This window comes from Bremerella cremea (assembly GCF_003335505.1).
Taxonomy (GTDB): domain Bacteria; phylum Planctomycetota; class Planctomycetia; order Pirellulales; family Pirellulaceae; genus Bremerella; species Bremerella cremea_A.
The window spans coordinates 115,015-131,438 of the sequence record NZ_QPEX01000010.1 but is presented as its reverse complement, the minus strand read 5'-3'; the positions used below and the strand labels follow the sequence as shown (position 1 = coordinate 131,438).

The following is a 16,424-nucleotide window of genomic DNA, read 5'->3' as shown; positions in this document are numbered from 1 at the left end:
AGAAGTGGGGTATGCTTCCTGGCCACGGGCTGGCAAGCTGTGCCGGTTAGCTGGAAAAACTCGCACCAACTCCTCAGATTTCTACGAATCGCGCACCAAACGGTATCCCCGATGGGAATTTGTGATTTGGTCCGTATGATGGAAGGGTATCGCCCATCGCCAAACTTCCCTCCTCGCGTTAAAGCCCCTATGGATACCGCCGCCGCTACGACTCCTGCTGATCTCACCGCCCAGTTCGATGCCCTTCGCCAGAAGCTTGCCGGAGAACTGCATACCGGCCACTTGATGCGGACGCTTTACTCGACCGACGCGTCTGCCTATCAGCAGATGCCGCTGGCGGTGGCGATTCCGCAAACGACGGAAGACATTCGCGAACTGATCTTGTTCGCCGGAAAGCATGGCGTCGGCTTGATTCCGCGAACCGCCGGAACTTCGCTGGCTGGGCAAGTGGTTGGTGGGGGGATCGTGGTCGATGTTTCGCGGAACTTCACCAAGGTTCTCGAAATCGATCCGCAGCAGCGAACCGTGTGGGTGGAACCAGGGGTGATTCGTAACGAGCTCAATCTGGCGCTCAAGCCGCACGGCATGTTGTTTGGTCCAGAGACGTCTACCCAAAATCGGGCGATGCTCGGTGGGATGGTCGGTAACAATTCGTGCGGCTCGAACTCGATTAAGTATGGCAGTACCCGCGATCACCTCATTGAAATCGAAGGGTTTCTTTCCGACGGTTCGCTGGTGACCTTCAAAGCGTTATCGCAAGAGGAATTCGAGGCCAAGTGCAACGGACCAGACTCGCTGGAAACCAAACTCTATCAGCACATTCGCACGATGCTTTCCGACGCAGAGAACCGCGCCGAGATTGAACGTCAGTTTCCGAAACCATCGATCCCGCGCCGCAACACCGGCTACGCGTTAGATCTGCTGATGGACGCCGATGTCTTGGCTGAAAGCAGCGACAAACCGTTCAACTTCTGCAAGTTGATCGCTGGCAGCGAAGGAACGTTGTTCTTTGCTACGCGCATCAAGCTGAACTGCTTACCACTGCCGCCGCCGGTCAATGGTTTGATTTGCGGCCATTTTGAAACGGTCGACGCTTCGCTGCGCGCCACGCAAATCGCCGTGAAGCACGACTGCTACGGCTGCGAACTGATCGATAGTTACATTCTGGCTTGCACCGAGCGCAGTATCGAACATCGTGCGAATCGCTTCTTCGTGCAAGGAAACCCAGGGGCAATCTTGGTGATCGATATTCGCGGCGATTCACAGCATGAAGTGCAAGCGGTTTGCGACCGGATCATTGCCGAAATACAAGCCGCCGGTTACGGCTATGCCTTTCCGGTGCTGTTCGGGGAAGACACCGAAAAAATTTGGGACCTCCGCAAAGCTGGCCTCGGTTTGCTCGGCAATACGCCCGGCGACGCGAAACCTGCCCCGGTGGTCGAAGACACGTGTGTCGATGTCGATGACTTGCCGGAATACATCGCCGAGTTCAATAAACGCTTGCAGGAACGATTTGGCCTCGAGTGTGTGCACTATGCTCATGCCGGAAGTGGTGAAATTCATCTGCGCCCAGTGATTAACCTGAAGACTCCGGAAGGGAATCGTCAGTTCCGCGAGGTCGCCCAAACCATTGCTGAATTGGTCAAACAGTATCGAGGTTCACTCAGTGGCGAGCATGGCGATGGTCGTTTACGGGGCGAGTTTCTTGAGTACATGATCGGAGCCCACAACTACGAACTAGTTCGTCAGGTGAAACAAACGTGGGATCCTCGTGGCGTGTTCAATCCGAACAAGATTGTCGACACGCCCCCCATGAATAGCTCGCTGCGTGTCACGCCGGGGCAGAAGCCGCGGCAACCAGAAACGTTGTTCGACTTCTCTGCCAACTTTGGCATTTTGGGGGCGGTCGAAATGTGCAACGGGTCGGGCGATTGCCGCAAGACGCACCTTTCTGGCGGAACGATGTGCCCAAGTTATATGGCCACCCGCAACGAGAAGCACACCACTCGCGCCCGGGCCAATACCCTGCGGCATGTCATCACCCAGTCAGACGCCAACAACCCGTTCGACAACGAAGAACTGAAGGAAGTGCTTGATCTTTGCTTGTCGTGCAAAGGGTGCAAGAAGGAATGTCCTTCGACGGTTGATATGGCCAAGCTCAAAGGGGAGTTTCAGCAGCATTACTACGACGCCCACGGTGTGCCGCGGCGGGCGAAGTTGATTGCCGACTTCACCAGCAAACAGAACCTGGCCGCGAAGTTCCCTTGGCTGTGGAACCTGCTGTTCGGAACGCCGTTTATTCGCAAGATCTTGAACCGTTTAACTGGGTTTCACCCCGACCGCACGATACCGCTGTTGCCTAAGCAAACGTTGGCAGATTGGTTCGCCCAGCATCAGCCGCATGAAAACGCCGGGAAGGTGGGACGCGTTCTCCTGTTTAACGACGAGTTCACCAACTTCCACGATCCGCACGTCGGTATCGCGGCGATCGAGTTGTTGGAACGGCTCGGCTATTCCGTCAAGATTCCTCAGCATGGCGAAAGTGGGCGGACCTGGCTTTCCAAAGGGTTGCTGCGGGAAGCCAAAAAACGGATCGATCAAAACCTGCGCCTGCTAAAAGATCAACTGAGCGATGGGGTCATGATGATAGGTCTGGAACCTTCCACGATTCTGACGTTTCGGGACGAGACGCTGGAGTTGGCCGATCCCGAGCTACGCCCGATCGCTCACCAAATTGCCCCTCAATGCGTGCTACTGGAAGAGTTCATCCAACAGGAAGTCAGGGCAGGGCGGATCACGCCAGATTCGTTTACCGATCAGGCAAAATCGATTTCGCTGCATGGCCATTGCTTTCAAAAGGCGTTGGTCGGTCAATCGGCCAGCATTGCCGCGTTGAGCCTGCCCCGGAACTACACGGTGAAAACCATTCCCAGCGGTTGCTGCGGCATGGCAGGTTCATTTGGTTACGAAGCGGAACACTACCCCATATCGATGCAAATAGGCGAGCTAGTCCTGTTCCCTCGTGTGCGTGAACTGGCGAAAGAGACCTTGATTGCCGCCCCGGGAACTTCCTGCCGCCATCAAATACACGATGGCACTTCGCGAGGGGCTTTACACCCTGCCCAGATCCTCAGAGATGCGCTGATTATTTCCTGATGAATGTCCAGTAAAGAAGCTCAATCTGGCCTGTTCGATTCCTTTTTTGTAATTCGGGTTTTTCTATTTTGTTACAGAAAACGCCCTTGGCCGATAGATTGCCCGCGATATGTGAGGGTTATAAGCAATAGTGGGTAACTGCGGATACGAGCTTGACTATTGCAAGGGAGTGGTCTTTGCCTAAGATGTAGGTGTTGCTGCTGTTTCTTTAACAGTAACACCCTCTCCTGACCTCCCCCCTGACCATTGTGTGTCGCTATGAAACGCGGCGAAAATTGTCTCAACTCTCTGATGTCTATCTGTATGAACTTTCGCAGCCTTGTTGCTCTATCGGTCTGTCTGCTTCCAGGAACGCTTGCGGCGGCAGAAGTCGATTTCGTCAAAGAGATCGCTCCTATCTTGGAAATGAATTGCGTGTCGTGCCATTCCGGCGACGAACCTGATGGTGATTACACGCTTAGCACCAAGGAAATGGCCTTCGATTCCGGCAGTGGTGGGGCGATCGATCCGGGTAATCCTGACGATAGCATGCTGTACACGATGACCATTGTCGAGCGAACCGACGACGAGCTCATGCCACCCCTACGAGCTGGCGGTCCATTAAGCAAAAACGAAACAGAGCTTCTGAAGAAATGGATTGAAGAAGGCGCCAACTGGCCAGACGAGGTCAAGCTGACCGCCAAGGTGAAGAAAGCGACCCACATCTCGCCCGACGACTTCGAGTTGGTCAAAAAGCTTCACGCTAAGATCGTCGCCCAAGCAGAAAAAGAAAAAGGGGACGCCGCAAACTACAAGAACACGATTCCGGTCACCGAAGTTGATTACCAAATGATCGCCGTCCCTGGGGGCGAATTCCTGATGGGCAGTCCCGAAACGGAAGAGTTCCGTAAACCGGAAGAAGGCCCGCAAACCAAAGTCACCCTCGATCCGTTCTGGATCGGCAAGTACGAGGTTACCTGGGACGAGTACGAACCGTTCATGATCACGCAGGTCGATCGCTACAAAGATGGTTCGCGGAAGGATTATAAAAGTGACGAACACACCATCGTCGACGCCGTCAGCCAGCCGACTCCCCCTTATACGGAAATGAGCTTCGGCATGGGCCAGCATGGCTATCCGGCGATTAGCATGACCCAGCATGCCGCCAACAAGTACTGCCAATGGCTTAGCGCCCAAACCGGCCACTTTTATCGCTTGCCAACCGAAGCCGAATGGGAATATGCTTGCCGCGCCGGAACCAACACCGCATACTCGTTTGGCGACGACCCTGACAAGCTCACCGAGTACGGTTGGTTCTACGACAACGCCAACGAAAAGTACCAGAAGGTTGGCTTGAAAAAGCCGAATCCTTGGGGCCTCTACGATATGCACGGCAACGTGATGGAATGGACCGCCGATCAGTACGTGCCAGACTATTTCAAGCAGATCGCAGGCGACCCGAACAACCCCTATATCAAACCGATCACGCTTTATCCACGCAGCGTTCGCGGCGGCGGTTGGGACGACGATCCCGATCGACTGCGTAGTGCCGCCCGCCGTGGTAGCGACGCCCTCTGGAAACAGCAGGATCCTCAGCTTCCCAAGAGCGTTTGGTACCATACCAATGCTCAACAACTCGGCTTTCGCATTGTCCGCCCCAAGAAGATTCCCTCGCCTGAGGAAATGTACTTCTACTGGAACAGCGCAAAAGACGTGTACTAGCCCCACTATCATTCCTCAGTTCTCTTATCCACGTTTACAGGATCGACTATGAGCGAACGACTTGCCCCTCAGAACAATCGCCGCGACTTTATCAAAATTGCTGGCGCTGCTTCCGCACTTTCTGCCTTTGCGGTGCCTCATGTGCACGCAGAAGAAAAAGAGATTGACACGATCCAAGTCGCCCTGGTTGGGTGTGGTGGTCGTGGTTCCGGTGCCGCCGCCGACGCGTTGAATGTGCCAGACGCACGCACCAAGTTGGTCGCCATGGCCGACGTGTTCGAACATCGTTTGACGGGCAGTCATCAATCGCTCGACCGCAACTTCCAAGGCAACAAAGACAAGGTCGATGTCCCGAAGGAACGTCAGTTCGTCGGTTTCGAGGCCTACAAGCAAGCGATGGACGCCCTCAACCCTGGCGACGTCGTCATCCTGGCCACCCCGCTCGCTTTTCGCTGGGTCCATTACACCTACGCGATCGATCGCGGTTTGAACGTCTTCATGGAGAAGCCGCTCATCGCCGACGGCCCGAGCGCCAAACGAATGATCGCCCTGGCAGAACTGGCCGACGAAAAGAACATCAAGTCGGCGGTGGGGCTGATGGTTCGCCATTGCCGTGGTCGTCAGGAATTGCACGAACGAATTCAGAACGGCGAAATCGGCGATATCGTTTGCATGCGGGCCTACCGAATGCACGGCCCGGTTGCCTCGGCGTTCTCGACCCGCAAGCCAGAAGACAAGTCGGAAGTGATGTACCAGATCGAACGCTTCCACAGCTTCCTGTGGGCCAGCGGCGGCTGCTTCAGCGACTTCTACATTCACCAGATCGACGAGACCTCGTGGATGAAAAACTCGTGGCCGGTGAAAGCCCAAGCGTTGGGTGGTCGCCACTATCGTGGTGATTTTGTCGATCAGAACTTCGACACCTACGCCGTGGAATACACCTACGACGACGGCTCGAAGCTGTTCTTCGACGGTCGCACGATGCTTGGTTGCCGCAACGATATGTCCAGCATCGTCCACGGCAGCAAGGGTTCAGCGATTGTGAGCACTTCGGGGCATACGCCCGGTAAGGTTCGTACCTTCAAGGGGCAAAAGCAAAGCCGCCGCGACGTAATGTGGGCCTTCCCACAGCCGGAAGAAAACCCATACCAATTGGAATGGAATGACTTCATCGAGGCGATCGTCAAAGATATTCCGTACAACGAAGTCCATCGCGGCGTCCAAGCCAGCTTGGTGACGAGCATGGGCCGTATGGCAGCTCATACCGGTCAGGAAATCACCTACGAAGAAATGCTCAACTGCGAGCAAGAGCTCGCTCCGAACGTCGACAAGATGACCGCAGACGGTCCTGCCCCGGTCATGTCGGACGAAAACGGCCGGTACCCTGTGCCCGAGCCAGGCAAGAACCGCGACGTCGAATACGCCGTCTAAGCGTTCCTCGCCAAGTCGTTCCAAACAAAAAGCCTTCCGGTCCATGCAACCGGAAGGCTTTTTTTGTAGCGAAAATCTTTGAAATATGCTTATATGAACAAAGCATCGTGGCTTGATCTTATTAAGAGAGACAAGTTTCCCAAAGAAACGTAGAGTGCGTCTCGACGCACCAAGCATTGCTAGCCAGGTTCGCAAGCAATCAACCGCGAGGTGTTCCATGGAACCTTTTGAACAAGTGCTTGAAGAGCCTGCCGATGATGGTGGCTCGAATTGGCAGCGAATGCCGGTAGCGGAAGATACATCAGGCGGTTATCACACCGCCTTGACGATTATCCTTGCTGGCTGGGGGTGTGCTTTCTTTGGGCCATTAAGTTTGTTTTTTCCGCTGATCGTGATCGGAGGCTTTCTCAAACTATTTAGCGAAAGAAAACTACGGGCTGCTGCGGTTGTTGTCTTGGTAACACCTTTCACGCTATTTGCTGTGTTAGGAATCGCCGACTATGCCCGAGGGGTTGCCCATATACGCGGGTATGGCTACCCAGCTAACGAGTTTTTCAATCTCGATCGCCAAGCACGCTGCCCCAAGGTAAATTACGGATGCTGCGTGATGGGGCATGAATGGGTTTCTCTGCTTCCTTATAACATGGCAGTAAAGAGTCTGGGCGCGATTATCGGTCCGATGCCAGGTTCCTATCGAGGCTCATACCCTACGAAAGCTGAAGCAAACTTAGCCCTGGCCCAAGCCAAGGAGGTTTCACGAAACGACTTTGAGAACGACTTGGTCATCCTTGGCAACAAGTCGATTCGTTTGGACAACGGAGTGGGCAAGGAAATGCTCGAACGATTGCATTTCGGTTTATTGGAGTGGAGCGACCAGGCACCTGCCAAAATAACGGCAATCCTGTACGAAGAGGACTGCCTGATCGTACGAGTACCGGTTCTAGAAGAGACAACACCTTCGGCAGCGATTGCTTTGTTCGATGTTCAAAAAGGTCGCCCCTTCGCTTTTTATTCCGAAGGAGCATGGCATCACCCTTTGCCGCCAGTGAGTTATCAACGGCCTGACTAGCGATAACTTATGATCGATTCGTTCTTATTCCACCGCAGCTTTGCTTTGCTGTGATTTCAAAAACTTGACCAGCCCCACCATTTCTTCCTGCGGGATCTGTTCGACGAAGTTCGACGGCATCAGCGAGAGGGGGGAACTCTTTTGCAGGTCGATGTCTTCCTTGGCGATGCGAATCTCTTTTCCTTCGGAGTTGGCCAGGACCAAGATCTCGCCTTCTTCTCGCCGTGGCAGCCCAGAGATTATCTGCCCGTCGAACGTCTGAATCAGCACAGTGCGGAACGCAGCATCAACGTTGCGGCTCGGATCGAGGACATCTTCCACGATCCGCGCGACAGGACGATTGCCAACGCCATCTAACTGCGGTCCGATCAGTTGCCCTTGGCCAGCCAATTGGTGACAAGTCGCACATCGTTTTTCGAACGACTTGGCCCCAGTTGCGGGCGAAGTGTCACTGGCCTCGACGGCAGCAATCAACTGATCGATTTGTTTTTGCACTTGCTCTTCGCGAGCAGGCAAATCTTGTTTCAGCTGGCCAATCTTGGCAAGTGCTTCGTCTGTTAATTTAAGTTGTTCAATCTGCTGCTGCACGCGAGGGTCTTGCAGCACGTAGGCGGACGCTTTCCCGGTTTCAATTCCTGCGAGCAGGGCATTCACCCCTTCGGTTTGCTGCGTTAGGGCCAGTGCTAATTCCGCTTGTCGGTTCGCGGCAGCAGACTGCATGGCGGCAATTAAGGCGGTGCGGGCCTCGTCTGATGAGATACTTCCTAACAGTTGGGCCGTTTCCACTCGCACATTGTCAGGCAGCGCATCACTTTGTACCCAGGCGGTTAGTTGGGGAATAACCACTTCGTCTTGGTCGAAACCAAGCAGCAACCGGGCCGCACCCAGCCGAGTGGTAATCGCCAAATCTTGGTTGTCGATCGCTCGCTTCAAATCGTCGGTGGCTTCTTGCAGGTGGTAAACGGCGATCGTCTTGCCCAGGTCTTCTTTCGTGCCGCGCTGGTCATCACTCGGAAAAGCAGGCACCTCAGGCGAAAACCCTTGCACGGCCAGCCAGGCCCACGAATCACTCGCATTACCGTCCACAACTTCAATTACACCCCGTTGGCCAGCGTACCGGCTGGTATCGAACGTGAACCGCTGGGCCACATCGTTACGCGGACCAAAGTGCTTGCCAATCACCTGGCCACTATCGGCGAGTTTTAATTGCACGTAGTTTTGCTTGGCATCGGGCTGATTGGGATAGCCATCTTGGCCACACATCCAAAAGCTGACCTCAGCAGCAAGCGTAAAGGGACGGCTGCGAAGCATACCGGTGTTCTTCTCGCCATGCACAATGCTATCGAGAAACTCGACCGTCTCGCCGTTCGACTTGGTACGTGTGCGAGGGGCCCAAGGGTTCGTTCCGTTTGATGCCACATCCGACAGCGGCAAGTAAGTCCAAGCTTCAGGCTGAGCAAATTCTGCCGAAAGCTGGCTAACTAGTTGGCTGGCCCACTGCTGGGCGGTTTGGTTGTCTTGCGGACGACGGCCAGCTTCTTGTTCGGCCAGGGTGAACTCGCGAAGCACGGCCAGTTGTTGCCAAGGATCTTTCTCGGCGACAAGGTCCACAATCCGCTGCAGCATCGCTGGCTTCGCTTGTTGGGCCGCTTGCCTTGCCACACGTCGTAGCACTTCCCAGTCGAGCGAGTCTGGCTTCGCGTTCAGAATTAGCCACTCGGCCGCTTCGCCACTTTCAGCGATTTTGGCGATCTCGACCAGGCGGGCAATCTGTTTCTTGGACCACTGATATCGCTGGATCTCTGCCGCAAAGCCGGGAGTGCGGAAATGTTCTCGCAGGGCCAGTTGAATCGTATAAAACAGGTGCGTGTCTTCTGGCAGGGCTTTGTTCCAAGCTTTCAGCAATGGAGAGACATTGCCGACGTCGACATGACGTCCCAAGGCATCGGCGGCAGTGCGAACGACAAACGCGTTGTCGTCACTCAACGCTTCTCGGACGATGCCAAACTCCAGTTCGTTCCACTCTGCCCGTTCCGCTAAGGCCCGCATGGTGTGAACCCGGACGATCGCCTCGTTATGAGCCGCCAGGAATTCGAGTTCCTGCGGGGCGAGACCTGCTAGACGCTCGACGACCCACAATCCATGCGCGATTTGCCACGGCGACAAGGTGGCTACGCGTGCCCGTAAAGCATTCGAAGCGGTCCCGGCAAAGTTCTCGACTAACAAGTTTGTCGCTTGCGTACGAACCAAAAGATTCGGGTCGTCCAATTTATCAATCAGCCCATCGACATCCAGCTTGGTGATATCGGTCGAAGCAGGCAGCGGTTGAGCACCCTCGCCGGTGTAAACAACCCGCCAGACGCGGCCACGCGTGCGATCGCGATCAGGGTGTTCGAGTGGTGATTCGTAATGGCCGATGATTGGGTTGTAGAAATCGGCGATGTATAGCGCCCCGTCCGGGCCAACCATCACATCGACCGGGCGAAACCAGGTATCGTCGCACGTCACCATGTCAGGCTGCGAATCGACCAGGTACGTCGAACCAAACCGTTTCAATTTGTCGCGATGCACAACCTGAGAAACAGGATTGCAGATGAAAATGTTATCGTGAAAATCGGCGGGAAACTGATCGGCGGCGTAGTAAGCGGGTCCGCAAATGCCGGTCGATCCGTGGTTATGATCGATCATGGTCGGCCCAAAACCAAGGGCATCGGGCTGGCTACCGAAGTGAGGGTATCGGGCCCCCCGCAGCAATAGGTATACCGGCATCGAGTGACAGTCGGCATCGTACAAATTGCCTAACGGGTCGAAGGTCATACCAAATGGGTTAACCTGGCCGTAAGTGAACTGTTCGAAGCGACTCCCATCGGCACGAAAGCGATACGTGTTGCCGGACTGCATCCGTGTTACGTTTCCTTCGCCGTCGGTGATTTCCGACGTATTCGAGAAACCATGGCAACCGTAAATCCAACCATCGATCCACGGTGTGTATCCGTTCGACATGCCGTGCGTATCGACATTGCCAATGCTGCCGTACAACTTGGTCCGCTCGTCGGCGACTCCATCGCCGTTGGTGTCGACAACTTTGTCGATGTTGGGAATGCTGTAAATGATTGCCTCGTCACCGGCACCCAGTGGCGTTTCGCCGATCGGAATGTTCAGCCCGCTGACAAACCGAGTAACCTTCTTCGCCTTGCCGTTTTTCTCGAACCCATCCACCACGACAACCCAATCGCGCGGCGGCTGGTTGTCGCCGCCTTGGAATTGCTTAGGCCGTGGCTGAACACCAGGGCCGTTGGCAGGGTAGGGGTATTCGACACTACTGGTGACCCACAATCGGCCACGAGCATCGAAGTTCAAGTTCATCGGCTGACCGATATCGGGATCGCTCAACACTAATTGAATCTCGAAACCAGGGGGCAGATGAAACAGCTTCTGCTGCTCTTCTGGCGTTTTGGCTGGTTCCGCTGCGAAGGCTATGGGGCTGAACGGGAGCACGAGCATGGCGCACCCGAACACAAGCGAGACAAGTCGGAAGGCGTTCATAAGAAATCTAGGGGGTGGGAACTACAGAAAGAGGGGGATAGGCGTGCTATCGCTTGAGTATATCTCAGCCAATTGGCAAATACCATCAACCTGGGTGGCAATGCTGGCCAGGCGACTTTTTCGGATAGGCAAGGGGCAGCGATCACTCCGGTTTTGCAAGAGACGCCCAGTGGTAACGTCGATGGAAACCAGATACGACGCGCGCGGCAAATCGGTGCTAGCCCGGTAAGAGGCCTGCCGTCGAACGTGTCTGCTGGAACGAGGAAGTGGAGTGCAAGTCTCCCACCGCCCCGCGACTGTAACGAGGACGAGCGCCACAATCCACTGGAAACCCAATGCGTTTCTGGGAAGGGTGGCGCAAGGTTGAATCGAAGTCAGGATATTCGCCCAGCCAGATTTTGCCCCGTAGCTACGTTTCCACGAGGGATGGAAAGGTTAACGAGTGAGATTTCGCTATCGATGGAGCCCTTTTTGGCGGGGCTCACTTTGTCTCTTAGTGACCTGTTGCCCGCCTGTGCTGCTGGCCCAAGACCTGGTTCCGACCAAGCCAGTGGTACTGCAAGAAGAAGAAACGACGACCAACGAAGAAACCGTTTCTGAGGTGCCAAGCTTAGAAGTCGATCGTTTGCCGGCGGTCGTGGTGGAAGGGAATTCGACCAGCGGCGATACCCAGCGCGACTACGACGCGACTTTTTCCAATGCGGAAGTGATGACGCCGAATAATATGCCATCGGAAGAACGCAAGTTCGGTGGCACGGTCCAAGTGATTTCCAACGAGCAGATCGTCGAATCAGACGCGTTCACCGTTGGGCAGCTACTCGCTCGTCAGCCGGGTGTCGACGTGGTGAACTCTGGCGGCCCAGGCGGAACGAGTTCGATCTTTTTGCGCGGTGCCAACTCGCAGCATACCAAAGTGCTGATCGACGGCTCGCCGGTCAACGATCCGAGCAGTCCGAGCCGTGGTTTTGATGCCGCGAACTTGACGCTCGATAACGTCGAACGAATCGAAATCTTACAGGGGCCGCAAAGCTTGTTGTACGGTTCCGAAGCGATCGGTGGTGTCGTCAATATCTTGACCAAACGGGGGCAAGGGCCCATGTCTGGCTCGCTTTCCGCCCAAGGGGGTGTTTTCGGAACGCATCGTGAAGGGGGCTACATTCAGGGGCAAAGTGGCGCGGTCGATTACTCGTTTTCTGGTTCGTGGCTCGATACCCAGTCCTACTCCGCCGCACTTACGGGAACCGAGCGCGATCCTTTTTCCGTCGGCGCGCTGGCTGGGGCCTTTGGGGTTCAACTAACCGAAAATACCGAGTTCGTTTATCGCCTACGTTACACCGATGCCCGGGCGCATATTGACGACGCGGGATTAACCATCGGACAGCCGCCGACCGACGACCCGACGCGGTTGAACCTGACGAGCAACCTGGTTCAGCGATTCGAGATTAACAACACGCTGCTCGATGGCAATATCATCAATATGTTTGCCTACGACGACGTCGACTACACCCGCGCGGATACCGACGATTTCTTCCCGAGTAACTTTGCCGGTAAGACGCGTCAGTTTACTTACATGGGAACGGCTATCTTGTGGCCTGATCACGAGTTTTCAGTCGGTGTGCAGCATTGGAACGAATCGGCGACGACCGAGTACATCCCTTCGCCGCCGAGCCAAGCCAGCCAATATCAAACCGGGGTTTTCTTCCAAGATCGAATTTCGTTCTGGGATCGCTTGCACCTCACCGGTGGTGTCCGTTGGGACGATCATAGCGTGGCTGGCGGGCACAGCACTTATCGGACGACGGCGGCTTACGAACTGCGTGAAACGAATACCCGGCTGCGAGCTAGTCTCGGCACCGGCTATCGGGCCCCGTCTCTTTCAGAAAACGTCTTACCGTACGGCAACCCGGCTCTGCGTCCCGAGCGGAGTACTGGCTGGGAATACGGCTTCGATCAATCGTTGTTTAACAACCAAGTCGTTCTCGGAGCAACCTATTTCCGCAACGACTATTTCGATTTGATCTTGTACGATCCCAACACCTTCACGCTGCTGAATATCGGCCAGGCACGTTCGCACGGGGTTGAGTTGACGGCCGATTGGTATGCCAACGAAGTCTGGACGGTGTGGGGTTCGTACACGCATACCGATACGTACGATGACGAAACTGGTTTGCAGTTGGTACGACGGCCACGCGATAAAGGGACGTTTGGGGTGACCCGCAAGCTAGGTGAAAGCGGGTCGATTACCTTGGCCGCACGAATGATCGGGCGACGTCTCGATGCCCGCAACGGTTCGGTTGTCCTGGCCCAGTACAACGTGATTGATATTTATGGTGACTACTGGATTCGTCAGAACATGCGGTGGTTCTACCGCATCGATAACCTGTTGAACGAGCAGTACCAGGAGATCACCGGCTACGCAACCTCCGACGCTGCGATCTACAGCGGCCTGGAATGGCGGTTCTAGCACGCCTTAAGAAACAATCCGGCAAGCGATCATGTTTTGCCGCAATCGTTTCAGCCCGCCGGCGGTTATGTTGGTGCCGGTCAGAGTCAGCAGCTTTAAGCTTTCGTGCCCCAGCAAGTCGTCGATCGAGGCATCGGTGATCGGGGCATCGTGGCAATTAAGAACTTCTAAGCTCTGCAAGCTGCTAAGCGACGCAATTTGCTGATCGTCGGGCAGTGGTTGGCTGGCAGAGAAGTCGAGCGTATGTACCTGGCCACTCTTGCGGAGGCGAATCTGCGCGCCGAGCGATTTCAGTTGGTCGATCAGTTCGGCGGAATCAGGTTGCTTCGGCATAGTTTGCGGGGCGAAGGGAGTTAGCTTTTAGAAGCGTTCGACGTTGCGATCGATCGGCTCGACTTGGCCATCTAGTTGCATGGGCAGCATGTTGAATTTCAGCCCGGCAATGGTGGCTCCGCCGTTATGGAAATTGACACCGCGAAACACGTATTCGTTCATCGGCACATGGGTATGGCCAAAGTAAATGTTGCGCACGGCGTGATCGAGATCGACATGTTCGTTGGAAAGGTAATCCCAAATCCGGCCAGCGATCATCCGGCGAGGATTGGCCAGCTTGCCAACCACCGCATGCAGCTTCGAGCGAATCGCCAATTGATATATTCCGTGGCGATAAGCTGGCTGTTTGTTATGCAGCTTCTGGCTGCGGGCCATCGCTAAGGCAACGTTCGTGCGATCCTTCAAGTGGACCGCATCACCATGCAGCATCACGGCCGAACCGATTCGCAGGAAATACGGTTCCCAGTGCAGGTTCTCGTTTTCCTCGGTAAGTTCACCCAACTGGTCGACAAAGTCAGCATGGCAGTCGTGATTGCCGAGCAGATAATGAAACTGGCAATTTCGGTTCGAAGCGACCAGCTTGGCTAACCACTCGATCGATGCATCGATGGTAGCTGCGACCGTTGGAAGGGTGGTCCACGAGAAATCAACAATGTCACCACCCAAGACAAAGACCCGTGCCTCTTGGGCCCGCGCCATGATTTCTTCTTCGTGCTCGTGATAAATCGAGCGTCGCGAGAACATATGTAAATCAGAGACAAACCAATCCATCGTGGCCTCATTTTTGGCGGACGGAAGAACGATTCGAAGTTTGAGGTCTCGCCATTGTACCGCGCCCGGCGGCAAGGTCAGCCTGAGAAGCGGGCGTTCCTGCTGCCAACAGTAGCGCTGTAATTGATGTAATCGACACGATCACGCCAAAAAACAGGAGTTCGATAGTTCCGTGAGATCGGACCCAAAGAAAAAAAGGGGCGGGGCAAACTCGACAGTTTTTCTCGCCCAGCAGCCGTTTTAACCGCTGCCTGGGTAGTGGTGCCCTTTGACGTTAATCGATTGGAAGAAGGCCTTCACTTCGGAAGAGGCATAGCTGCCCGACCAAAGAAAAACAAAAATCCGCTGCTGCGTGTACAGGAAAGCCACGCGGCTTTTGCCGGCTTGGCCGCGAAGGATATCGGCGTTGAAGTGATACTCGATCAAGGGATAATCATCGAGCATCAGGTGATCGGTTTTCGTGAGGTGGTCGTTCCCGCCGAAGAAATCTTGCAGTCCGAAGACTTCCAATTGCTCTTTGGTAGGCATCTGCTTCGGCCCCGGTGTTTTGCCGGGAATCGACGAACTATACATCATCACAAACGTATCGTTCTTGCGTACCAGCCGCTCGCCGTTGACCTTGGTATCGAGCCAAGGACGTTCGATCGTGGGGATCTCGTCGAAGTTAGTGGGGAACTTCACCGTCACCAATCCGGCCGGGCCGCGAGCTTCCACCGGAAAATCAGACGTGGTCTGGGTAACGTAGCCGTAAGGATTTCCGCCCCCGCCCAAACCACCACCCAGCATGCTGCTGACGGTACTGATGGCCACAACGAAGATAATCAGGAAGACGACGCCAGAGACCACACCGACCACGGTCATGACGGTCTTATTGGGCAGCCCTTGAAAAGAAAACGAGCTTCCGCTGCTTTTTCCGAAGTCTTCTTCGTCCGACAGAATTCGCCGTATCTGGGAGACATATTTCGAGCCCTCGACCATCTCCATTTCGTCAATCGACGCCGTACGTCCCAGGGCAGCTTGGGCACCGGCCAACGCTTTTTCTAGCGTCTTCGGATCATGATCGTAAATGTCTTCGTGTTGACCAGGCAGAGCAGGGCGGTAGAAACCTCCGTCGTTGTCGGAAGTGACGGTCTCTTCGCCAAAAGTGCCCTTGATGACAGGCTCAGCGGCTGAACGGTGAAAGCCAACATCTTGCTTCTTCGAGGAAGGCGTATTCGACTCTTCCATCACGCCGGCCAGCAGCGAATCGTCGTCGTCACCTGCTGCTGGCTTCTCAGGCGAACGTGGTCCTTCCACGATTACCGAATCGACCAGCGGGGCATCTTCTGCAGGGCCCGAAGGTTCGATCCGGATCTCTTTTTCTTCCGGCGCAAGAAGAGGCATGTGTTCGGTTTGCGGTGGAACCGTGGCCTCAGCCCGAGTCATGGTGCCAGCTTGTTCCTTCAGGAAGTCTTTCGGCGGATTGCAGGGAGCCCCCCAAGGGACTTCCAAAGCAGGCACATGCCGATCTCCTGGTAAGATCACAGAAGCAAGTTTGCGTCGACTGCGTAAGATGGGGCTCTCTTTGCCCGGGGGGATCTTATGCAGGACTTCGATCCTGGCCGGATCAGGACCTTTCGGAGCTGAGCTGACGGGTTCGCCGGCCCATTTCGGACGTTCCGCTGGGGGAGCGGACTTTGGCGGGGCTCCCTTATTTGAAGTTCGACTTCCCTTGCCACTCGACTTCTTCCCCGGCTTCTCGGGCGAAGGAGTCGGTAGTACCTTCGATTTTGATAAGCCGGCCTGAGACAAACTTGCTCGGGATGCATCTTCAGGCTTTTTCTTTTCGGCCGCAGTCTCTTGCTTCAACGAGACCTCGAAAACCTTTTTGCACTTGGGGCAACGAACAGATTTTCCCTGCAGTTCAGGTTTCGCCTTGAACTTAGTTTGGCAGTGGACACATTGAGCGAATGT

9 protein-coding genes and 1 riboswitch are annotated in these 16,424 nt (G+C 55.1%); of the genes, 5 read left to right on the top strand and 4 right to left on the bottom strand.

The window, feature by feature from the left end; genetic code table 11:
• Positions 1-111 precede the first annotated feature (111 nt).
• From DTL42_RS01900 to DTL42_RS01885, 4 genes are all read left to right on the top strand, one after another.
• Positions 112-3,156, top strand: a complete 3,045-nt coding sequence (locus tag DTL42_RS01900) for an FAD-binding and (Fe-S)-binding domain-containing protein (protein ID WP_234824036.1) — start codon at positions 112-114, stop codon at positions 3,154-3,156.
• A 303-nt stretch (positions 3,157-3,459) separates the two neighbouring features.
• Positions 3,460-4,857, top strand: a complete 1,398-nt coding sequence (locus tag DTL42_RS01895; protein WP_234824035.1) for an SUMF1/EgtB/PvdO family nonheme iron enzyme — start codon at positions 3,460-3,462, stop codon at positions 4,855-4,857.
• 48 nt (positions 4,858-4,905) lie between these two features.
• Positions 4,906-6,288, top strand: coding sequence for a Gfo/Idh/MocA family protein (locus DTL42_RS01890; RefSeq protein WP_114367006.1), 1,383 nt, complete (start codon positions 4,906-4,908; stop codon positions 6,286-6,288).
• Between the two features lie 217 nt (positions 6,289-6,505).
• Positions 6,506-7,357 carry a hypothetical protein gene (locus DTL42_RS01885; protein WP_114367005.1) on the top strand — a complete coding sequence of 284 codons (852 nt, stop codon included), beginning with the start codon at positions 6,506-6,508 and terminating at the stop codon, positions 7,355-7,357.
• A 24-nt stretch (positions 7,358-7,381) separates the two neighbouring features.
• On the opposite strand, the gene DTL42_RS01880 is transcribed toward DTL42_RS01885, so the two are convergent.
• Complete coding sequence (locus DTL42_RS01880) at positions 7,382-10,861, bottom strand: DUF7133 domain-containing protein (RefSeq protein ID WP_158545190.1); 3,480 nt, start codon at positions 10,859-10,861, stop codon at positions 7,382-7,384.
• Between the two features lie 248 nt (positions 10,862-11,109).
• Positions 11,110-11,308: riboswitch (cobalamin riboswitch) on the top strand.
• Between the two features lie 37 nt (positions 11,309-11,345).
• Here DTL42_RS01880 and DTL42_RS01875 point away from each other — a divergent pair.
• Positions 11,346-13,367 (top strand): TonB-dependent receptor plug domain-containing protein, encoded by a 2,022-nt coding sequence (locus tag DTL42_RS01875; protein ID WP_147274131.1) that lies wholly within the window; start codon positions 11,346-11,348, stop codon positions 13,365-13,367.
• 6 nt (positions 13,368-13,373) lie between these two features.
• Here the strand turns inward: DTL42_RS01875 and DTL42_RS01870 are convergent, their stop codons facing one another.
• The 3 genes from DTL42_RS01870 to DTL42_RS01860 all read right to left on the bottom strand — a co-directional run bounded on the left by DTL42_RS01870 (position 13,374) and on the right by DTL42_RS01860 (position 16,319).
• Complete coding sequence (locus DTL42_RS01870; protein ID WP_114367002.1) at positions 13,374-13,700, bottom strand: hypothetical protein; 327 nt, start codon at positions 13,698-13,700, stop codon at positions 13,374-13,376.
• A 27-nt stretch (positions 13,701-13,727) separates the two neighbouring features.
• On the bottom strand, positions 13,728-14,471 hold the full coding sequence (locus DTL42_RS01865) for a metallophosphoesterase (RefSeq protein ID WP_114367001.1): 744 nt from the start codon (positions 14,469-14,471) through the stop codon (positions 13,728-13,730).
• A 240-nt stretch (positions 14,472-14,711) separates the two neighbouring features.
• Positions 14,712-16,319 (bottom strand): hypothetical protein, encoded by a 1,608-nt coding sequence (locus tag DTL42_RS01860; RefSeq protein WP_147274130.1) that lies wholly within the window; start codon positions 16,317-16,319, stop codon positions 14,712-14,714.
• Positions 16,320-16,424 lie beyond the last annotated feature (105 nt).